Below are 20,555 nucleotides of genomic sequence, written 5' to 3'. Positions count from 1 at the left end.
ACCATCATGGACCGTCGTACCCTGCTCAAATCCATGGCCGCGCTGCCCGTCGCCGCCGCCGGCAATCTGTGGGCGGCGCCGGCCAGCAGGACGCGCCTGCTGTTCGTCTTCATGCGTGGCGGCTACGACGCCACCAGCCTGCTGGTGCCGATCTCCAGCCAGTATTACTACCAGGTGCGGCCCAACATCGCCATCGCCAGGCCCAGCGACGACCTGAAATCGGCGCTGCCCATCAACGGCGACTGGGGTCTGCACCCTGCCCTGCGCGACACCATCTATCCGCTGTTCCAGCAGGGCCAGGCCGCGTTCGTGCCGTTCGCCGGCACGGAGGACCTGTCGCGCAGCCACTTCGAGACCCAGGACAGCATCGAACTGGGACAGGCGCTGGACCGCCGCCGCGACTTCCGCTCCGGCTTCCTCAACCGCCTGGCCAGCACGCTGAACGCCGACCGCGCCAGCGCCATCTCCTTCACCGACCAGCTGCCGCTGATCATGCAGGGCGATCTGCAAGTGCCCAACACGGCGCTGCGCAGCGTCGCCAAGCCGGCGGTCGATGCGCGCCAGGCCAAAATGATCGCCGCCATGTACGAAGGCACGGCGCTGGCGCAGCCGGTGCGCGAAGGCTTCACCGTGCGCGAGGACGTGATGAAGGAAATGGTCGGCGAGATGGAGGCGGCCAACCGCAACGCCATCACCGCCAAGGGCTTCGAGCTGGAAGCGCGCCGCATCGCCAAGGTGATGCGCGAGCGTTACAACATCGGCTTCGTCGACGTCGGCGGCTGGGACACCCACGTCGGCCAGGGCAACGCCACCGGCTACCTGGCCAACCGGCTGGAGGAACTGGGCCGCGGTCTGGCCGGCTTCGCCCAGGAGATGGGGCCGGACTGGAAGGACACCGTGGTGGTGGTGGTCAGCGAATTCGGCCGCACCTTCCGCGAGAACGGCAACCGCGGCACCGACCATGGCCACGGCAGCGTGTACTGGGTGCTGGGCGGCGGCATCAACGGCGGCAAGGTGCACGGCGAGCAGGTGCGGCTGGAGCAGCCGACGCTGTTCCAGAACCGCGACTACCCGGTGCTGAACGAATACCGCGCCATGTTCGGCGGCCTGCTGGCGCGCATGTACGGCCTGAACGCCGGCCAGATCGACACCATCTTCGGCACCCGCGGCCGCGACCTGTCGCTGGTCTAAACCGCGCGCTGCTGCAGCCAGGCGGTGGCGTCGGCGGCGCTCAGCGGGCGCGCGTACAGAAAACCCTGGAACACGCCGCAGCCGGCGTCGCTGAGGAAATCGGCCTGCGCCGTGCTTTCCACCCCTTCCGCGATCACGCTCAGCCGCAGCTCGCTGGCCAGCAGGATCACTGTGCGCACCACGGCGTTGGCGTCGGCATTGTCCGGCACATCGCGCAAAAAGCTTTTATCAAGCTTGATGGTGGTGACCGGCAGCGTGCGCAGATAGCTGAGCGAGGAATACCCGGTGCCGAAATCGTCCAGCGACAGGCGGAAACCGCGCGCGTGCAGCTGGTCGACGATCTTGCTGCCGTTCTGTTCCAGCGCGATCGCATCGCGCTCGGTCAGCTCGATTTCGATATCGCCGGCGCGCAGACCGTATTCGGCCAGCGCGCTGTCCAGCTGGTCCAGGTAGCTGTCGTCCAGCAATTCCTTGGCGCAGGTATTGACGCAGACGCGCAGGTCGTGCACACCCTGGTCCATCCATTGCCGCAGCTGGGCAAAAGCCTGGCGCGTCACCCAGCAGCCCAGTTGCGGCAACAGCCCCATTTCGGCCGCCAGGCCCACCGCATACTCGACCGGCTGCTGGCCGAGATGACCGGGCAGGCGCAGCAGGGCTTCCATGGCGATGGTGTTGCTGTTGGCGTCGACGATGGGCTGATAGGCCAGCGCGCAGCGGTGGCCGTGCATCAGCTGGCGCATCTCGGTGTGGTCGGCGTTCTTGCGGTGGGCGATGCGGTCCAGCTCCGCCGTGTAGAAGTGGTAGCAGTTGCGGCCGCTCTGCTTGGCGTGGTACAGCGCCAGGTCGGCCTTCCTGAGCAGCGACTCCGGCAGGTTCGCGTCGAGCGGGCAGACAGCGATGCCGATACTCGCGCTGATCTGCACCGCGTGGTCGGCGATCTGGAATGGCCGCGCCAGTTCCGCCAGCAGCTTTTCGGCCAGCACGCCGCCACTGGCGGGCGACGGCGCGTGCAGATGCATCAGCGCGAACTCGTCGCCGCCCAGACGGGCCACGAAATCGCTCTCGCGGCACACCGAGCGCATGCGCTGCGCCACCAGCTGCAACAGCAGGTCGCCGGCCTGGTGGCCCAGTTCATCGTTGACCTGCTTGAAGCGGTCCAGGTCGATCAGCAGCAGCAACAGCAGCTGATTGCCGCGCTCGGCAAACGAAATCAGCTCGGCTCGGCGCGCGTCGAAGGCCGCGCGGTTAGCCAGGCCGGTCAGCACGTCGATGGTGGCCAGCCGGCGGATCTCGTCCTGCGCCCGCTTGGAGGTGGTGACGTCGCGCAGTATTTTCAGGTAGCCTGCCGGCTCGCCCCCGCCGTCCGCGTCGGGCATCACGGTGGTGACGCCATCGGCCCAGAACAAAGCGCCGCCGCGCCGCACGTGCCAGCGGTAATCGGCGGCGCGGTGCCACTCGCGCGCAGAGCGCAACTCCTGCCAGGGCACGCCCTGGTCGCGGTCTTCGCGCGTGAACAGGCAGGCCACGTGCTGACCGATGATGTCGTCCGGCGCATAACCGAAGATCAGTTCGGCGCCCAGGTTCCAGCTGGTGATCAGCCCCTGCGGATCGACGGTGAGGATGGCGTAGTCGCGCAGGTTCAGGTACAAGTGGCGCAGCAACTGCTCGGACGTGAGGCAGGACGCCATCACGCTGGGGAGTAGTGGAGTAGTCATGGCAGGTTGGCTGGCTGAAAACGTGTTTGACCAGCAACGTGCCCGTGAGTTCAATTCAGGCGCAGACGCCAGCGTTGCAGCGCGCGCATGAACAGTTCCGGCTCATCGGCGGCGCGCGCCAGCACCAGCGCGCCCTGGATGGCGGCCACCGCGTCCTCAGCCAGGTCCAGTGCGACGGCAGGCGCGCGGCCGCCCCGTTCGAGCGCGGCCGCGAGCGCCTGCACCCACTCGGCGAAATAGCCCTGCACCCGGGCGGCGAAACGGTCGCGCTCCTGGCCCAGCGCGAACACGCCGACCAGGCAGACCTTGCGGCCGGACAGGAAATAGCGGCCGACGGCGGTAAACATGTCGTCCACCCCCTGGCGCGGATCGGCCGCCTGGCGCAGCGGCTGGAACACCTGGCCGCGGAACCAGGCGTCGATTTCGGCGAGCACGGCGTCGGCCATTTCCTCTTTCCCGCCGGGGAAGAAGTTATAGATGCTGCCCTTGCCAAGGCCGGTACCCTCCGTGATACGGGCCAGGCTGGCGCCTTCAAACCCGTAGGTGCGGAACACTTCGGCCAGCAGCGGCACGGCGTCGCTGCGCTCTCCCATTACACGTGGCATCTCAAAATCCAAAGTCGCTCAAACCGGGATGATCGGCTGGGCGCGGTGCGTTGATATCCCAGTGGAATTTGCGCTCGGCGGCGGCGATCGGGTGTTCGTTGATGCTGGCCAGCCGGCGCCGCATCAGGCCGTCTTCGGCGAACTCCCAGTTTTCATTGCCGTAGGCGCGGTACCACTGGCCGGAGTCGTCATGGTATTCGTAGGCGAAGCGGACGGCAATGCGATTGCCCTCGTGCGCCCACAATTCCTTGATCAGACGGTATTCGAGCTCGCGCGTCCACTTGCGCTTGAGCAGGCCGATGATTTCTTCACGGCCGGTGACGAATTCGCCGCGGTTGCGCCAGGCGCAATCTTCGGTATAGGCCAGCGCCACCTTTTCCGGGTTGCGCGTGTTCCAGCCGTCTTCGGCCATGCGGACCTTCTGGGCGGCGGTTTCTTGGGTAAATGGAGGCAGCGGCGGACGGGACATGGCAAGCACCTTTCGAGTTAGTTGTACCAAACGGTACAATTACTTTAAACCGCAGCCGCAGGCTTTGCAAGCATTTTTTTATGTGCATTGGCGCACGCACGTTACAACAGGTAACAGCTTTATCGGCGCACCATCGCTAAGGTAGGCGCATGCTTTTAACCATGAAGGAATGACTGCCATGGACATCCGACCACGTGATCTGAAGACGGCGGTGGGCTCGACACTGTTGTTGAGCATGCTGGCACTGGCGGGATGCAACAAGCCCGCCGAAGCGCCGCCACAGAACAGCGCCGCCGCAACGGCCGCGCCGCAGCCAGCACCCTACGTCCCGCCGACGGCGGAACAACTGTCGCAAATGGTCGCGCCGATCGCGCTGTTTCCCGACAAGCTGGTTGGCCAGGTGCTGGCCGGCGCCACCTATCCGGAACAGATCACGGCCGCCAATCAGTGGCTGGCGCAAAATCCGTCACTGAAAGGCGATGCGCTGCAGACGGCCGAGGCCAGCCAGCCGTGGGACGTCAGCGTCAAATCGCTGACCAGCTTCCCCGCCGTGCTGAACCAGATGGCCGGCAATCCGCAATGGACCAGCGCGCTGGGCGATGCCTACGTCAACGACCCGACCGACGTGATGAACGCCATTCAGGCAATGCGCGCGCGCGCCCGGCAGGCCGGTACGCTGAAAAGCTCGCCGCATTTGCGGGTATCGACCACGGTCGTCCCGGCGGCGCCGCCCGACTACGGCCCACCGCCCTCAGCCGAACCGCTGGTGTACACCGGGCCGGAAGTGATCCCGCCGCCGGCGCAGACCATCGTCATCGAGCCGGCCGAGCCGGACGTGGTGTACGTCCCGGAATACAACCCGGCGGTGGTGTACGGCAGTCCGGTGCCGGTTTATCCGGGCTGGGTGGCGCCGCGGCCGGCCTATACCGGCAATGAGCTGGCGGCCACCGGCGTGATTTCTTTTGGCCTCGGCGTCCTGGTCGGCGCGGCGGTGAGCCACCACCACGATAACGGCTGGCATTCATGGGGCGTGAACTGGGGCGGGCCGCGTCCCGATCATGGCGGCTGGCACCGTCCGGCGGTGGTGCACGACAACACCACGTACGTGTCGAGGTCGGTTACTGTCGTCAACCGCGTCAACAACATCAACGTCACCAACAACAACTACCGTATCAATAACCCGCCGCCGAGGCCGCCTGCGGGCGGAAATATCGCCACGCCGAACCTTGCGCACAATAGTACGCAGGGCCGTCCACCGCTGGCCGCCGCGCCGACAATGCCCCGGCCGAATGCGCCGATGACCATGCCGCACTTCGGCGCCCACGACACGGTTCCCGGTACGCGACCGGCGCCCGTTCCGCCGGCCATGCCTGCAGCGGTTGCGCCTGGTGCGCGGCCAGCGCCCATGCCGCAGGCCACGCCTGGCGCGGTTGCGCGGCACGGCGCGCCAACTTGGTCAGTCGTTCAACATGATCAGCGTCCGCAACCGCGCGTGGCACACGATCAGCCAGTGCCGGGCGATTCCCGTGCCGATGCCATGCGCGCGCACAAAACTGCGCGCGAACATGCGGCTCCGGCGCAGGTCCGGATTCAGGCCGGTGCGCGGGGCCAGGCGCCGGCGCAGGCCCAGGCGCAGGCTCAGGAGCGCGCGCACGCCCAAACACCGCCGCCGCAGCACGGTGACGCGCCGGCGCACATGCCGCCGCCTCGGCAAGCACAGGCACAACCGCAGCATGCGTCGCCGATCGCCCACGAAAACAAGGCGCCAGATCGGCCGCAACCGCATGCGCCGGCGCAGAATATGGTGGCGATGCATACCGAACGCCCGCATGCCGCACCGCCGGCGCCGCCCTCGCCGCCCAAACCGCATGCGGAAAAGCACCAGGACAACAAGCGCCAGAACGACAAGCACGAAGGGCAACCGCATCGCGGTTAGCCGCTCAAGTCGCGCGCCAGCCCCGCACCGGCATCGCTCAACTCGACGGTGCCGGTGACGCCGCCATCGTCCAGCGTGACGAGTACCAATCCTGCCTCTTCCATCATCGTCAGTTGCCGCCGCAGCGCGCTCATCGGGCGCCCGACTTGCTTGCTCAGCTTGGCCAGCGAGCAAGCCTTGTCCGGGCGCTCGGCGGCGATGCGCCGTAGCGCCACCAATATGCCGGCCAGGGCGGCCATCACTTCATCGTCCATCTGTGTTAAATTTAGCTAAAATGCAATTGAAAACGGATCGTAGCATGAGTAGAAAGCCCGCAGGCCACATCGCACCTTACACCCATCCTGCCGCCGGCTGGGACGCGTTGAAACAGGTGGCGATCAACCTGGTGCGCGAAAAGGTCGCCGGCGGCAATTACAAAACCCTGCTCAAGCAGAACCAGCCGGATGGCTTCGACTGTCCGGGCTGCGCCTGGCCGGACCGCGAGCATGCCTCCACCTTCGAATTCTGCGAAAACGGCGTCAAGGCCGTGGCGGCCGAGGCCACCAGCAAGCGCGTGACGCCGGCGTTCTTCGCCGCCCACACCGTCACCGAACTGCTGCGACAGTCGGACCACGAACTGGAACAGCACGGCCGCCTGACCGATCCCATGGTCTACGACGCCGCCAGCGACAAATACATCCCGATCGCCTGGGACCGCGCCTTCGCGCTGGTCGCGCGCCATCTGCGCGCCCTGCCCGATCCCAACCAGGCCACCTTCTACACCTCCGGCCGCACCGGCAACGAGGCGGCGTTCCTGTTCCAGCTGTTCGTGCGCATGCTCGGCACCAACAACTTCCCGGACTGCTCGAACATGTGCCACGAGCCGACCAGCCGCGGCCTGCCCGGCACCGTCGGCACCGGCAAGGGCACGGTGACGCTGGACGACTTCGAGCAGGCCGACACGCTGCTGATCTTCGGCCAGAACCCGGCCACCAACCACCCGCGCATGATGAACGAGTTGCGCGACTGCGCGCGCCGGGGCGCCACCATCGTCTCCATCAATCCGCTGCGCGAGCGCGGCCTGGAGCGCTTCACCAGCCCGGCCCATGCGCTGGAGATGCTGACCGGCGCCAGCACCAGCATCGGCACGCTGTTCGTGCAGCCGAAGCTGGCCGGCGACTTCGCCCTGATCAAGGCTGTCGCCAAGCGCCTGGTCGAGCGCGACGACGCGGCGCTGGCGGCCGGCCAGGACAGCCTGCTGGACCGCGAATTCATCGCCCGCCACACCAGCGGCTACGAGGCTTTCGAACAGGACCTGCGCGCCGAAAGCTGGGATCTTCTCCTCACCGAATCCGGCGTGCCGCGCGCGCAGATCGAGCAGCTGACCGAGATATTCATCAAGGGCAGCAACATCATCAGCACCTGGGGCATGGGCCTGACCCAGCACAAGGGCGCGGTGAAGACCATCCAGATGCTGTCCAATCTGATGATGATGCGCGGCCAGATCGGCCGCCCTGGCGCGGGCCTGTGCCCGGTGCGTGGCCACTCCAACGTGCAGGGCGACCGCACCATGGGCATCGAGGAAAAGCCGACGCCGGCCTTCCTCGACCGCCTGAAAAAAGTGTTCGACTTCGAGCCGCCGCGCGCGCACGGCTACGATACGGTGGACAGCATCCAGGCCATGCTGGACGGCCGGATCAAGGTGTTCTTCGCACTGGGCGGGAATTTTGCCATGGCCACGCCCGACACGCCCCTCACCTTCGAGGCGTTGCGCGCCTGCGACCTGACGGTGCAGGTGTCGACCAAGCTGAATCGCAGCCATCTGGTGATCGGCAAGGAAGCGCTGATCCTGCCGACGCTGGGCCGCACCGAGATCGATCTGCAGAATGGCGTGGCGCAGGGCGTGACGGTGGAGGATTCCATGAGCATGGTGCACCTCTCGTACGGCATGAACAAGCCCGCCTCGCCCAACCTGCTGTCGGAAACCGCGATCGTGGCGCAGCTGGCGCATGCCACGCTCGGCAGCGCCAAGGTGGACTGGCTGGCCTGCGCCGCCGATTACGCCAGCATCCGCGAGATGATCGAGCAGGTGTTCGACGATTTCCACGACTTCAATGCGCGGGTGGCGCATCCGGGCGGTTTTCATCTGCGCGTGGCTTCGCGCGAACGCGAATGGCGCACACCCAGCGGACGCGCGCAGTTCGCGCCGCATGCGGTCGATACCGATACGCCATTGCACCGCGCCCGCGCACAACATGGCGAAAGGCTGATGACGCTGATGACCATGCGCTCACACGACCAGTACAACACCACCATCTACGCGCTGGACGACCGCTATCGCGGCGTGTATGGCCTGCGCCGCGTGGTGTTCATCCACCGCGACGACCTGGCGATGCTGGGCCTGCGCAATGGCCAGCATGTGGATCTGGTCAGCGTGTGGGATGATGATGTGGTGCGCCGCGCCGAGCGTTTCCTGTTGGTGGAATACGACATCCCGCGCGGCTGCCTGGGCGCCTACTTCCCCGAGACGAACGGCCTGGTGCCGCTGCACAGCAAGGCCGACATCGCCGGCACGCCGACTTCCAAGTCGATTCCGGTGTTGCTGGAGCCTTGCGCGGCCTAAGTGTATTCGACGCAGCCGTCCTGGCGGCAGAAGCTGACCAGCTTGATGCCTGCTTCGGCGGCGATGTCGATCGCCAGCGTGCTGGGTGCGGAGATAGTGGCCAGCATCGGAATATTCATGCGCGCCGCCTTGCGCACCAGCTCATAACTGGCGCGGCTGGACATGAACACAAAGCCGCGCCGCATGTCCGTACCCTCCAGCGCCAGATGGCCAATCAGCTTGTCGAGCGCATTGTGCCGGCCGACGTCTTCGCACACGCGCAGCACATTGCCCTGCGCATCGCACCACGCCGCCGCGTGCACGCCGCCGGTGGCGCGCATCAGTTCCTGGTGCTGCCCAAGCTGCGCGGCGGCGACGGCAATCGCCGGCTGCAGACCGCCTTCCGCATGCAGCGGAGCCGCGCTGATGCGCTCCGGCTGCAGATCCAGCAGTTCCAGGCTTTCGATGCCGCATACGCCGCAACCACTGCGGCCCGCCATCGATCGGCGCTGCTGTTTGAGCTGGACGAAATCTTCGCTGGCGATGGTGACGTCGATCTCGAAGCTGCGCGCATGCTCGCGCACTTCGATATCGAAAACATCAGCGGCCTTGGATACCAGCCCTTCGGTCAGGGCAAAGCCCATGGCGAACGGCTGAAGGTCACGCGGCGTGACCATCATGACGGCATGCGAAATGCCATTGAAGACCAGGGCGACCGGCACTTCCTCGATCACGCTGTCGGTGGTGCGGGCGGCGCTGGCGCCGCGGTGCCGCAGCACCGGACGCTCCTCAAAACCCGTTTTGTCCGACTCCAGATCCAACTTCATGACAGCCCCGCAGAATAAGCACAACGGCTTATTCTACACGGGGCGGCCGAACCGCGTCAGGCGACCAGCGGCTGGGCCGATGCTTCCGCGCCGACGCCATAGTGGCGGGCATAGCGGGTGTCCAGATTGGACAGCGGCATCAGCAGGAACAGGTCGGCGCTTTCGAAATCAGGATCCCAGGCCGGTTCGCCGCAGATCCAGGCGCCCGAGCGCATGTAACCCTTCAGCAGCGCCGGCACTTGCGGCTTCTGCGCCGCGTCCAGTTTCGAGAACGGGAACGGCAGGTGCGGGGTGACGCGATATTCGACCGGCGCCATGTGCTTGGTCACCAGTTGCTGGTAGACCGCGACGGCATTGTGGCCGCCATCGGCCAGCGAGATGCTGGCGCAGCCGATCAGGAATTCGCAGTTCTCGCGGCGCATGTAGTCGGCCAGGCCGGACCACAGCAGCATGATCACGCTGCCGCCACGATAATCAGGATGGATGCAGGCGCGGCCCGCTTCGACGATGCGGTTGCGGATGTTGTTCAGGCGGCCCAGATCGAACTCGCCTTCGGAATACAGGCGGCCCAGCTTGCGCGCGCGGGCGGCGCTCAGCAGGCGGTAGGTGCCCACCACCATCAGCGTGTCGCGGTCGCGCACGATCAGGTGGTCGCAATGCTCGTCAAACTCGTCGCTATCGAGGCCGTCGGCGCGTTCCAGCGCGCTCAGGCCCATCGATTCGATAAACACCTTGTAACGCAAGCGCTGCACTTCGCGCAGTTCTTCCGGCGTGCTTGCCATACTGAGTACCAGCTTGCCGGACGTTGCTCGGGCGTCCGCTTGTATGATCGAGGTTTGCATGCTTCATCCTTTCTGTGGAAGACGAAGCAAGCGTAACCAGCGAATTTTTCAGGAAAATGACAGTCCGATGTCATTTTCATGACGTGTTGTTTTTTTGTCAGGCCTTCTTCGGACGGCCGGTTTTCAGCTGCGGCAGGCCGGCCAGTACGTTCTTCAGCGTGGCCATGTCGATCTGCGAGATCAGCGCCACGCCGATGCGCAGCAGTTCGCTTTTCTTGACTTCGAAACCGGCTTTCAATGCGGCTTTCTTGACCTGACCGAGTACCGCGTACTCGGCTTCCGGCATGGTGAAGCTGTCGCGCACCAGCTTTTCTTTTTGAACCTTGGCCTTGGCATCATCGCCGGCGGCCGGCTTGGCGGCTTTCGGGGCGGCGGCCTTCGGAGTAGCCTTCGGAGTAGCTTTCGGCGCGGCCTTCGGCGTCGCGGCCTTGGCCGGCGCTTTCACCGCGGCCATGGGCGCGGCGGCTTTAGGAGCGGCTTTAGGAGCAGCCTTGGGCGCGGCTTTCGGCGCTACCGGCTTGGAAGCTGCGGCCTTGGTGGTTGCAGCCTTGGGGATTGCGTCCTTCGGGGTCGCGGTCTTGGCGGCTACGGTTTTGGCCGCGGGGGCGGCGGCAGCCTTGGTTGCGGCCTTGGGACTGGTTTTGGTGGTTGGCTTGGTGGCCATTGTAAGCTCCGATTTATTCAACAATATAAATAGTATATATCATTTATCCGGTTATTTTCTTAATCTAGCGCAAATGTGCTGCCACCCGGGCAAATAAATCGCCGGGATTTACCGGCTTGCGCAGGAAATCCACCGCGCCCGCGCTGCGGCCCTGCGCCTCGTCTTCCTGCTGGCTTTTCGCCGTCAGGAACACCACCGGCACCGCCGCGCCGGCTGGATCGGCCTTGATGCGGCGACAAGTTTCCAGGCCGTCCAGTTCCGGCATCATGATGTCCAGCAGGACCAGATCGACCCGGGACGAGGCGACGATCTGCAAGGCCGTCGCGCCGTTGTTGGCGACCTTGGTGTTGTACTTGTCCTTGAGCAAATTGGACAGCAAGGTCAGATTGTCCGGCGTGTCATCGACAATCAGCACGGTGGGACGGTGAATATTATTCATGCAGGCTCCTGATGGCGACGGCCAGCAGACTGCCGGCCGCCTCGTATTCGTATTGTTCCATGTGATGATCCAGCCGCGCCATCACCTGCGGCGACAGCACCGTCGCCAGGCTGCCGCGCACGCGGCTGAAATAGTCCTTGCTCTCGCCGCTGTATTCGGACAGCAGCGCGGCCAGTTCGTCCAGCGCCTGACGCGCGTCGTGCTCATCGTCCGTCTGCGGAAGCGGCGCCGCCGGCGGGATCACCTTCATCGCCATTCCCAGCCAGCGCGACAGGACGTTGAACAGCCGCTGCGGATCGAGCGGCTTGGTCAGGTAATCCTGCATGCCCTCCTCCAGGCAGCGCGCCTGCACGCCGGCCACCGCATCCGACGTGACGGCAATGATGGGCAGTTCGCTGAAGCGGCTGTCGGTGCGCAGCAGGCTGGTGGCCTCGTGGCCGTCCATCGCCGGCATGGCCAGATCCATCAGCACCAGATCGTAGACGCCGGGACCAGCCTCCATCAGCCGCTTCACCGCATCCAGGCCGTTGTCGACGACATCGACCTCCAGCCCCTGCAGCTCCAGCAGCTCGCGCGTCACATCCTGGTTGTCGGCGCTGTCCTCGGCCAGCAGCACGCGCGCGCTGCGGCGCGCTGCGCCGTCCAGCGGCTCGCCCGCCGGGCCGTGATACACGGCCGCCTGCACCGCCAGCGCCGCCGCATCCGACAGCGCAAACGGCAGATCGAAATGGAAGGTGGAGCCGCGATCCAGCTCGCTCTCGACGTCGATATTCCCGCCCATCAGCCGCACCAGTTGCTGCGAGATCGACAGGCCCAAACCGGTGCCGCCATACTGGCGCGTGGTCGAGCCGTTGGCCTGACTGAAAGCGCGGAACAAGCGGGCCCTTTGCTGCGGCGTCATGCCGATGCCGGTGTCGCGCACGGTGAAGCGCAGCAGTGCCTTGCCGCCGGGCGGCGCTTCGGCCCGCAGCTGGCAGCGCAGCTCCAGCCGGCCTTCCTGGGTGAACTTGACGGCGTTGTTGACCAGGTTGATCAGCACCTGCCCAAGGCGCAGCGGGTCGCCGACCAGATAGCGCGGCACGTCGGTGTCGACGTGCACCAGGTATTGCAACTGCTTGTCGGCCGCGCGCTGCGCCGTCACGCTGTTGACATTGGCCAGCACGTCCTCCAGCGCGAACGGGATCGCCTCCAGCTCCAGCCGCCCGGCCTCGATCTTGGAAAAGTCCAGGATGTCGTTGATGATGCCCAGCAGCGTCAGCGCCGCGCGGTGGATCTTGCTGATGTATTCATGCTGCTTGGACGTCAGTTCGGTGCGCAGCGCCAGGTAGGACATGCCGATCACGGCGCTCATCGGCGTGCGGATCTCGTGGCTCATATTGGCCAGGAATTCGGTCTTGGCGACATTTGCCGCTTCCGCCATCACGTTGGCGCTGACCAGCTTCTGTTCGCGCTCGCGGCGCACGCTGATGTCGCGGATGAAAGCGCAGAATTCATGGGTGTTGCCCTCCTCCGTGCTGACCTGGGTGATGGCCAGCTCGATCGGGAATTCCTCGCCGTCGCGGCGCAGCGCAAACACCTCGGTGCGGCTGGCGCTGCCGCTGTGCTTCAGCAGGCGCTGCAGGTCGGTGCGGAAGTCGTAACGGAAGCGCGGCGGAATCACGGTGGTCTCCAGTTCCAGCTCCAGCACTTCCTCGCGCTTCCAGCCGAAGATGGTCTCGGCCTGCCGGTTCCAGCCGACGATGCGGCCGCGCGCGTCCATGCGCACCACCGCGTCCAGCGCGGTGTCGACGATGGCCTGCAGGATCGCCTGGCTGTCGCGCGCCATCTGCATGCTCAGGCTCAGTTCCGCCGTGCGCGCGCTGATGCGTTCCTCCAGCTCGTAATTCAGGTCGCGCAGCGCCCGCTCGGTATCGCGCAGCCGCGTCATGGTGTCGCGGAAGCGCAGCACCGCGTCGGACATGCGTCCCACCTGGTCGATGCGGCCGACGCCGGACAGCTTGAAGTCGGTCTCGCCGTGGGTCAGCTTTTCCAGGCCGTGGCGGATGCCGGCAAACTGGCGGTAGGCGCGGCGGCCGACCAGGAAGATGGCCAGCACGATGCCCAGCGCCAGCAGCAGATTGGCGGTCAGCGTATTGACGATCTGGCGCTGCAGGTCGCCGTCCATCTGCTGGCGCGAATAAGACAGGTCGATAGAACCGACCGGATAGCTGCGGCGCGCATCGCTGTAGCTGATGTCGCGGTGCACGCTGATGGCGCCGATCTGCTCCTTCTGCGCGGCGGCATAGCTGGCCAGCAGTTTGCCGTCGGGGTCCAGCACGCGCAGCGTCAGCACTTCCGGCGTGGCGCCGGAAGCGTCGACCACGCTGGACACCGCGGTGCCGTTCATGTCGAACAGCGGCCGCGCCAGCGCCCGCGACAGCACCGCCGCCAGCCGCTCGGCGCGCTCCAGCAGGTTCTGCTCGGCCTCATGCCGCAGCGACTGCATCACATAGGTGGTGTAAATCCCGGTGAACAAGGCCACCGCGAGGAAAATGCCGGCGCCCAGGCGCAGCAGGATGTTGCGCCGCCACGCCAGGCGTAGTTGCATCAGCGGACCGCCGCCGTCGTTCAGTTCAGTGTCAATGGCGAACTCCCTGCGCTTGTTCCAGCTTCCGGTAGGCCGCTCCGTTGCGGGTGGTTTCGATCTCGTCCCAGATGCGCTGCGCCAGCTGCGGGCGTTGTGCCAGCATGGCGTGCGACAGGATCAGGAAATACGGTTTTTCGACGATGGGGATGGGCAGCAGCTCCAGCCGCGGCGCCAGCGGACCGCGCATCAGCGTGGCGGCGTCGCTGCCGCCCACCGCCGCCGCCGCCAGCCGGCCGGCGATCAGCTTCCGCGCCAGTTCATCGGCGCGCTGGCTGCCCTCGTCCACTTCCACCCGCTGCGCGCGCAGCACGTCGCCCACCGAGTAGCCGAGCTGGAAGCCGACCGCGCCATCGAGGTTGCGGAAGCGTTTGCCGTCCCAATCGACCCTGCTGCCCTTGCGGCGCAGGACCATGTAGGTATCGGTGTGCATGCGCTTGCCGGCGTCGGGCCGCTCGCCACCTGGATACTCGCCCAGTTCGCGCCGGTCCGGCTTGTAGCTGACGGCAAACGCGCCGTCGACCGCGTTGTCCTTGAGTTGCGCCAGGCAGCGCTTCCACGGGATGCTCTGGAAATCGAAACGGACGTCGAGCCGCTGCCCGACCATCTTGAGCAGCTCGAAATTCAGGCCGCCGCCCTGCTCCGTGCGCCACGGCCGCACGTCCTGCGCCTCGAAGCACAGGCGCACCGTCTCGGCGGCGGACGCCGGCAACGACAGGACCAGCAGCAGACAGGCGAGATGGCGCGGGATGCTGGTCATGGCGGCTCCGGCTTAGCTGGTGCGGATGGCGAAGTCCACGCCGACGTCATCCCACTGCTCCTGCTCCTTTTCCAGCCAGTAGGACAGGGTCGGATGGTCAGCCACCCACACGCGCCGGATTTCCAGCTCGATGCGGCTCTTGACGCGCAAGCGGATCTGGGTGAAGTCGATGTCGATGCGCGAGTGCATGAACAACACCGCCAACCGCAGCGCCACGATGGCCTTGGTGAAGTCCGGCTCGTGCAGCACCTCGGCCACCTTGCGCAGATTGCCCTTGTGGGCCACGATCAAACGGCTCATCATGCGCTGCTCGCGCGCGGTGAAGCCCGGCAGGTCGGCGTTCTCGATGATGTAGGCGGCGTGCTTGTGGTAGCCGGTGTGCGACACCACCATGCCCATCTCGTGCAGCAGCGCGCTCCAGTACAGGTGGCGCGTGTACTGGTCCGAGGCCGGCTTGGTCTGCGCGTACAGCGCCAGCGCGTCGTCGGCCACGCGGTTGGCGCGGCGCTCGTCGACGTGGAATTTCTGCACGCAGGCCTGCACCGACTGCTCGCGCCGGTCGCGCTTGGTGGAGCGCAGGTGCAAGTCCCACATCACGCCCATGCGCAGGCCGGCCTCGATCGGCTGCACCACCGGGATGTCCAGCTCGCGCACCAGGCCGATCAGGATCGCCAGCCCGCCGATGATGGTGGCGGCGCGGTCCGGCTTCAGGCCCGGCATGTCGATGCGGCTGACGTTGCCGAAATCGATGAAGCGCTGCTTCAGCGCCTCCAGCGAGGCGGCGTCGACCTGGCGCCCCAGGCCGTTTTTCTGGATGATGTCGGCGATGGTGCGCGCGGTGCCGGAGGAGCCGTAGCACTGCTTCCAGAACTGCGGATGGTACGGCGGCGCGGCGTCCTCGAAATGGCTGCGCGCCGACAGGATGGCCGCCTCGAACGACGGGCCGTCGACCCGGCCGCCGATGAAGAACGCCAGGCTTTGCTTGACGGTGCCGACGCTGAACGACTCGACCTTCTCGATTTCCTGGCCACGCCCGAGTATCAGCTCGGTGGAGCCGCCGCCGATGTCGATCACCAGCCGGCGTTCGCCCGGCAGCGCCACCGCGTGCGCCACGCCCATGTAGATCAGACGCCCCTCCTCCTCGCCGGAGATGATCTCGATCGGATAGCCGATGGCCTGCTCGGCCTCCGGCAAAAAGACGGCCGAGTTGCGCGCCACGCGCATGGCGGAGGTCGCCACCACGCGCACCGCGTCCAGCTTGTAGGCGGCCAGCACGGTGCGGAAATTCTTCAGACAGGCGAGCGCGGTCTGCATCGCCGCCGGCGTCAGGTTGCCGTCCTTGTCCAGCCCGGCGGCCAGGCGGATCGGCTCGCGCACGCTCTTCAGGACGCGGATGGCCTCCCCATCGTGCTTGCCGATGTGGAGGCGAAAACTGTTGGAACCCAGATCTACTGCTGCATACATGTTATTGGAAGGCCCCGTTCTAAGAATCAGACTAAACGATTTACACCATTATAAGCACGATATGCTCCGAATGTGACAGCTTGATGACCAAGCGGCAACATTACGCATCTATCATGCTGCTGACCTGAGCTTCCATGACGCGGTTGCGGCCCGCCAGTTTGGCCGCCTGCAGCGCCTCGTCGGCGCGCTTGAACAGACTGACGGTGCTGTCCTCGGCGCGGATCACCGTCACGCCCAGGCTGGCCGTCATCGAGATAATAGCCTTTTCGGCCTCGGCTTTCACGGGCAGCGCGGCAATCGCGCTGCGGATGCGCTCGGCGACCATGACGGCGTCGGCCTGGCCCGTGCGCGGCAGCAGGATGGCGAATTCGGCGCCGCCCAGCCGGCCCATCTGGTCGGAGTCGCGCAACTGTTTCTTGCAGATATCAACCATGGCTTTGAGCACCATGTCGCCGGCCGGGTGGCCGTAGTTGTCGTTGACGCGCTTGAACTGGTCCAGGTTCATGACGATCAGCGCGGCCGGCATGCCGGGCCGGCGCGCCAGCGCGATCCACGGCGTCAGCGCCTGGTAGAAGCCGCGCCGGTTGGGCACATCGGTCAGCGGATCCACCACCTCCAGCCGCGCCAGCTCGCTCTGCGCCTGTTCGCGCACCAGCAGCAGATAGCCGAAGGCGTTCGCCAGCATCATCAGGTACAGCGCGGCGACGCCCAGTTGGGCCAGCAGCGGGCTGGCGCCGTCCGGGGTCAGCCCGCGCAGGCCGCGCGCCACCACCATCACGGTCAGCACCAGCATCAGCAGCAGCAGGTAGCGGCGCAATGGCGTGCCGGCACGCCAGCCGCGGCCCAACGCCGCGATGCCGGAGACGAAGAAGAAGCCGGCGGCCACCGAGGCGATCGCCGTGCGCGCGCCGGCGCCGAACTGCAGCAGCCAGCCGGCCGTGTACACGCCGACGGCCGCGCCCAGCGCCGGCAGCAGGTAGCGGCGCCACACGCGGCGGCCGGCCAGCTCCCACAACGCGGCGGCGTCCAGCGCGAAGCCGGCGAACAGGATGGCGTTGGCCAGCGGGATGGTGAGGAAATCGGGAAGCACGCCACGGAAATACAACAGCGTCCACGCCACCGCCTGGCACAGCTTGGCATGACCCCAGCTCAGGTGACGGCGCGGCGCCGGGCCAGTTGCATTGGCCGAGCCGCCCTGCTCAAAAAAGAACAGCGCTGCGCACAGGCTGAGGTTGCCCAGTGCCAGCGCCAGTAACAGCGTTCGGATATCCATGACCGCAGGCGGCGTCAGACCTCGTGCTCGACGTTGGTGCTGCCGTCGCCCACCTTGCTGGCCCAGGCCTTGGTGAACAGCTCTTTTTCCTCTTCGGTGGGGGTGTCGTGCCAGAACACGATCAGGGTGCCCTTGTGGTCGTGCAGCTGGCTGACTTTCTCAATAAAGCTCTGCTTGCCGGCGATATCGGCCAGCGCGGCCACGTAGCCGTAGACGCGCGTCAGGCGCTCCAGACGGTCCGGCTCGGTAAAGCTGTTGGTGGCGGTTAGCGTGGGGTGGTCTAAAAACATCGTCTCTCTCCAAGTGGGCCGCCACAGAGGCATGCCGGTACGAACGCCATGCTACTATAAATCCCCGGGGTAAATCCATAACACAAAGAAACTTGACCACACCTAACGACCGTCCTCAGGTGCACACGGAAGGCGACCGCCGCCGGCTGGAATTCCGTCCGGGCATGGTGCAAAGCGAGATGAAGCTGTCGCGCCCCGACGATCTGGTGCTTAGTTATCTGCGCGCCATGATGTGTTTCGTGCTGTTTCATCCCCGGCCCGAGCATATCGTCATGGTGGGCCTGGGCGGCGGCTCGCTGGCCAAATTCTGCTACCGCTACCTGCCGCACAGCCGCATCACCGTGCTGGAACTGAACCCGGAGGTGATCGCCCTGCGCGAGCAGTTTGCGGTCCCGCGCGACAATGCGCGCTTCCGCGTGATTCAGGCCGACGCCGTGACTTATATGCCACAACTGGCCGGCGGCGCCGACGTGCTGCTGATCGACGGCTTCGACGCGGACGGCTTGCCACCGGTGCTGGGCAGCGCCGGCTTTTACGCCGATTGCCGCCGCGCCCTGCGTCCGGGCGGCGTGCTGGCGGCGAACATCTTCAACTACGATCCCAACTATCACGGTATGGTCAAGCGCCTGCGCCAGGCGTTCCAGGGCCGCATTTGCCGCTTTCCCGGTATCGCCGGCAACAACCACATCCTGTTCGCGGTGCGTGGCGGCGGCAACACGCCGGCGCTGGCCATGCAGCAGAAAATCGCCCGCACCGGCGGCCTGCCGCTGCTGAACCGGGTACTGGCGCATTGGACCGTGGCGAAGCTCCAGTGGCAAAACCGCTGAGCTGCCCCACCGCCCGGCGAGAGGATCAGGTCAGTGCGCCGCCACCGGCTCGGGATGGCGGGCGGCCGCCGCGCCAGGGATGGGTTCCACCGGCAGTTGCGGCTGGGCGCGCGGTTTGCGCTTGCGCGGCTTGGGCGCCAGCATGGTGCCGCTGCAAGTCGGGGCGCCGCAGCGGCAGGCGAATGCCTTCTTGATCGCCGGCGTGTGGCGGCCCTCGTAGATCAGCGGATAGGAATAATTGAGTTCCTCGTCCTGTTTGATCGCGTGCAGCGCGTAAATGAAGATGCGGCCATCCTCTTCCTCGATGGCTTCGCAATTGGGCTCGCAGGAATGGTTGATGAAGCGCGCCTCGTTGCCATGATCGCCGCCATCGACGACGTTACCGTTGGCCAGGCTGAAGAAAAAAGTGTGGTTGTGCGGCGCTCCCGAGACTTCCGCGCGCCGCTGCGCCTCGTCCCAGCTGATCTCGCGGCCGGCGTATTCGATGATGCGCTCGCCGGGTTCGATGTCGCGCTCGGCAAACACGCCGTTGCCGTGAACCGATGAGCTGTGAACGCGATAGGCGGGCAAGACTGCGGATGAGCTGGCGGAAGTCATGATGAACCGTGAGATCGATGATCTTTTGATTAGACCACAGCCCCTGGCGCGATTCAATCGGATTTTCTCGTCAGTCCCCGCTGATGGTTCACTCGTCCGGCGCGCGGAACAGGTTTTCCAGGTCGGCGCGGGTGGTGGGTTTGCGCACCGTGCCTTTGCGGCCGCTGTATTCTTCCTCGATATTGTCGCGGTAGTAGCTCCAGGCCGCGCCGGAGCTCGACAGCTTGCGCCAGACCTCGTTGCCGACGCCCGAGTAATCGATGGCGGTGCCGTCGTCGAATTCCACGCGCAGCAGCTTGTCGCGCGCGTCGTAGCCGATGGCCCGCAATTTCCCCGCATTGATGCGCTTCATTTCCATGCCGGCCCTCTCTCCCTGTAATGGTTATTCAGGTGCTGCCGCGCTCGATGAACTGGAAGCCGGTGTCGGTCAGGCTGGCCGCAGCCCTGCCTTCGATCCGGTCCAATATCGCTTGCGCCGCCACACGTCCGATATTAGCGCCATCGACGCGCACAGTCGATAGCGGCGGATAGGTGCGCGCGGCGAAGTTCATATCGCCGAAACCCACCACCGCCAGTTGCTCAGGCACATTGATGCCACGCGCGATCGCCTCGGTCAATACGCCATGGGCCAGAGTGTCGGAACTGCAGACGATGACATCGAGGTCCGGACAGCGCGCCAGCAGCCGCGCGGCGCCGTCGCGCCCCAGTTCGAAGGTCGACGGCAGCGCCATGATTTCCACCGCCGCCACCTCGATGCCCTGCTTGGCCAGCCCGGCCTGCAGGCCCTGATTGCGGCGCGCGGCGCGCGGATCCTGCACCGCCAGGATGGCGATGCGGCGGTAGCGGCGCTGCAGCAGGTGCTGGGCGATCACGTGACCGACGTCTTCGTGCGAGAAACCGACCATCATGTCGATCGGCGACGGCGTCAAATCCCAGGCTTCCACCACCGGCACCTGCGCCGCCTGCAAGCGGCGCCGCGTGCTGTCGGTGTGCAGCGAGCCGGTCAGGATGACGCCGTCCGGCCGGCGGCTGAGGATGGTTTCAACCAGCACTTCCTCGCGCCAGGCTTCGTAGCTGGACAGGCCCAGCATCACCTGGTAGCCGGCGGCGGTCAGGCATTCGCTGGCGGCATGCACCATGTCGGCAAAGATCGGCGTCGAAATGCTGGGCAGCACCAGCGACACCAGCCGGCTGCGGCTGGACGCCAGTGCGCCGGCCATCATGTTTTTCACATAGCCGGTCTGCTGCACCGCCGCCTGCACCTTGGCCAGCGTGTTGGGCCGCACGAGGTGTGGCTGATTCAGCGCGCGCGACACGGTGATCGGCGACACGCCGGCTACTTTCGCCACATCGGCCAAGGTGGCGCCGCTCACTTCCAACATGCCGGCCGCCGTGCGCAAAGTCCGCTTATCCATCGCAATCCTGATAAAAGTCGATATGCCATTATAGCAT

General features: G+C 65.9%; 20 protein-coding genes. 4 read left to right on the top strand and 16 right to left on the bottom strand.

Annotation, left to right across the window (positions count from 1 at the left end; genetic code table 11):
- The first annotated feature begins 6 nt into the window (after positions 1-6).
- The gene (locus E4L98_RS26545) at positions 7-1,191 is read left to right on the top strand and encodes a DUF1501 domain-containing protein (RefSeq protein ID WP_135204538.1); all 1,185 of its coding nucleotides are present in this window, start codon (positions 7-9) and stop codon (positions 1,189-1,191) included.
- On the opposite strand, the gene E4L98_RS26540 is transcribed toward E4L98_RS26545, so the two are convergent.
- Genes E4L98_RS26540 through E4L98_RS26530 form a run of 3 tightly spaced genes read right to left on the bottom strand, consistent with a single transcriptional unit; the run spans position 1,188 to position 3,980 of the window.
- Positions 1,188-2,906 carry a putative bifunctional diguanylate cyclase/phosphodiesterase gene (locus tag E4L98_RS26540; protein WP_135204537.1) on the bottom strand — a complete coding sequence of 573 codons (1,719 nt, stop codon included), beginning with the start codon at positions 2,904-2,906 and terminating at the stop codon, positions 1,188-1,190. The genes E4L98_RS26545 and E4L98_RS26540 overlap by 4 nt on opposite strands.
- Before the next feature lie 50 nt (positions 2,907-2,956).
- Positions 2,957-3,511, bottom strand: coding sequence for a TetR/AcrR family transcriptional regulator (locus E4L98_RS26535; protein WP_135204536.1), 555 nt, complete (start codon positions 3,509-3,511; stop codon positions 2,957-2,959).
- A 1-nt stretch (position 3,512) separates the two neighbouring features.
- Entirely contained in the window at positions 3,513-3,980 is a 468-nt protein-coding gene (locus E4L98_RS26530; RefSeq protein ID WP_135204535.1) for a nuclear transport factor 2 family protein, read from the bottom strand.
- 178 nt (positions 3,981-4,158) lie between these two features.
- Here E4L98_RS26530 and E4L98_RS26525 point away from each other — a divergent pair, with 178 nt between their 5' ends.
- On the top strand, positions 4,159-5,916 hold the full coding sequence (locus E4L98_RS26525; RefSeq protein WP_229257591.1) for a DUF3300 domain-containing protein: 1,758 nt from the start codon (positions 4,159-4,161) through the stop codon (positions 5,914-5,916).
- Here the strand turns inward: E4L98_RS26525 and E4L98_RS26520 are convergent.
- Complete coding sequence (locus tag E4L98_RS26520) at positions 5,913-6,170, bottom strand: helix-turn-helix domain-containing protein (protein ID WP_135204534.1); 258 nt, start codon at positions 6,168-6,170, stop codon at positions 5,913-5,915. The genes E4L98_RS26525 and E4L98_RS26520 overlap by 4 nt on opposite strands.
- Positions 6,171-6,214: 44 nt before the next feature.
- Between E4L98_RS26520 and E4L98_RS26515 the strand changes: the two genes are divergently transcribed.
- On the top strand, positions 6,215-8,518 hold the full coding sequence (locus E4L98_RS26515) for an FdhF/YdeP family oxidoreductase (protein ID WP_135204533.1): 2,304 nt from the start codon (positions 6,215-6,217) through the stop codon (positions 8,516-8,518).
- On the opposite strand, the gene fdhD is transcribed toward E4L98_RS26515, so the two are convergent.
- The 9 genes from fdhD to E4L98_RS26470 all read right to left on the bottom strand — a co-directional run bounded on the left by fdhD (position 8,515) and on the right by E4L98_RS26470 (position 17,679).
- Positions 8,515-9,324 carry a formate dehydrogenase accessory sulfurtransferase FdhD gene (fdhD, locus tag E4L98_RS26510; protein WP_135204532.1) on the bottom strand — a complete coding sequence of 270 codons (810 nt, stop codon included), beginning with the start codon at positions 9,322-9,324 and terminating at the stop codon, positions 8,515-8,517. The two genes, E4L98_RS26515 and fdhD, sit on opposite strands and share 4 nt — an antisense overlap.
- A 56-nt stretch (positions 9,325-9,380) precedes the next feature.
- Positions 9,381-10,166, bottom strand: coding sequence for a GNAT family N-acetyltransferase (locus E4L98_RS26505; protein WP_135204531.1), 786 nt, complete (start codon positions 10,164-10,166; stop codon positions 9,381-9,383).
- 97 nt (positions 10,167-10,263) lie between these two features.
- Positions 10,264-10,830 (bottom strand): hypothetical protein, encoded by a 567-nt coding sequence (locus E4L98_RS26500; protein WP_205746840.1) that lies wholly within the window; start codon positions 10,828-10,830, stop codon positions 10,264-10,266.
- Between the two features lie 64 nt (positions 10,831-10,894).
- Positions 10,895-11,269, bottom strand: coding sequence for a response regulator (locus E4L98_RS26495; protein WP_135204530.1), 375 nt, complete (start codon positions 11,267-11,269; stop codon positions 10,895-10,897).
- Positions 11,262-13,856: an ATP-binding protein gene (locus tag E4L98_RS26490; protein WP_135204529.1), complete on the bottom strand. Its 2,595-nt coding sequence runs from the start codon at positions 13,854-13,856 to the stop codon at positions 11,262-11,264. Before E4L98_RS26490 ends, E4L98_RS26495 begins: the two co-directional genes overlap by 8 nt.
- Positions 13,857-13,887: 31 nt before the next feature.
- Complete coding sequence (locus tag E4L98_RS26485) at positions 13,888-14,652, bottom strand: substrate-binding periplasmic protein (protein ID WP_135204528.1); 765 nt, start codon at positions 14,650-14,652, stop codon at positions 13,888-13,890.
- Between the two features lie 12 nt (positions 14,653-14,664).
- Positions 14,665-16,116 (bottom strand): Ppx/GppA phosphatase family protein, encoded by a 1,452-nt coding sequence (locus E4L98_RS26480; RefSeq protein ID WP_135204527.1) that lies wholly within the window; start codon positions 16,114-16,116, stop codon positions 14,665-14,667.
- Positions 16,117-16,216: 100 nt separating this feature from the next.
- Positions 16,217-17,389, bottom strand: coding sequence for a GGDEF domain-containing protein (locus tag E4L98_RS26475; protein WP_135204526.1), 1,173 nt, complete (start codon positions 17,387-17,389; stop codon positions 16,217-16,219).
- A gap of 14 nt (positions 17,390-17,403) precedes the next feature.
- Complete coding sequence (locus E4L98_RS26470) at positions 17,404-17,679, bottom strand: hypothetical protein (protein WP_135204525.1); 276 nt, start codon at positions 17,677-17,679, stop codon at positions 17,404-17,406.
- A 92-nt stretch (positions 17,680-17,771) separates the two neighbouring features.
- Between E4L98_RS26470 and E4L98_RS26465 the strand changes: the two genes are divergently transcribed.
- Positions 17,772-18,506 carry a spermine/spermidine synthase domain-containing protein gene (locus E4L98_RS26465; protein ID WP_135204524.1) on the top strand — a complete coding sequence of 245 codons (735 nt, stop codon included), beginning with the start codon at positions 17,772-17,774 and terminating at the stop codon, positions 18,504-18,506.
- 30 nt (positions 18,507-18,536) lie between these two features.
- On the opposite strand, the gene E4L98_RS26460 is transcribed toward E4L98_RS26465, so the two are convergent.
- The 3 genes from E4L98_RS26460 to E4L98_RS26450 all read right to left on the bottom strand — a co-directional run bounded on the left by E4L98_RS26460 (position 18,537) and on the right by E4L98_RS26450 (position 20,518).
- Positions 18,537-19,103, bottom strand: a complete 567-nt coding sequence (locus E4L98_RS26460; RefSeq protein ID WP_135204523.1) for an SET domain-containing protein — start codon at positions 19,101-19,103, stop codon at positions 18,537-18,539.
- An 88-nt stretch (positions 19,104-19,191) separates the two neighbouring features.
- The gene (locus E4L98_RS26455; protein WP_135204522.1) at positions 19,192-19,461 is read right to left on the bottom strand and encodes a KTSC domain-containing protein; all 270 of its coding nucleotides are present in this window, start codon (positions 19,459-19,461) and stop codon (positions 19,192-19,194) included.
- Positions 19,462-19,489: 28 nt separating this feature from the next.
- Positions 19,490-20,518 carry a LacI family DNA-binding transcriptional regulator gene (locus E4L98_RS26450; protein ID WP_135204521.1) on the bottom strand — a complete coding sequence of 343 codons (1,029 nt, stop codon included), beginning with the start codon at positions 20,516-20,518 and terminating at the stop codon, positions 19,490-19,492.
- Between the last annotated feature and the right edge of the window lie 37 nt (positions 20,519-20,555).

The organism is Duganella callida (genome assembly GCF_004614165.1).
Lineage (GTDB): Bacteria > Pseudomonadota > Gammaproteobacteria > Burkholderiales > Burkholderiaceae_D > Rugamonas > Rugamonas callida.
The sequence above is the reverse complement of the archived record's forward strand: the minus strand, read 5'-3'. Positions and strand labels throughout refer to the sequence as shown.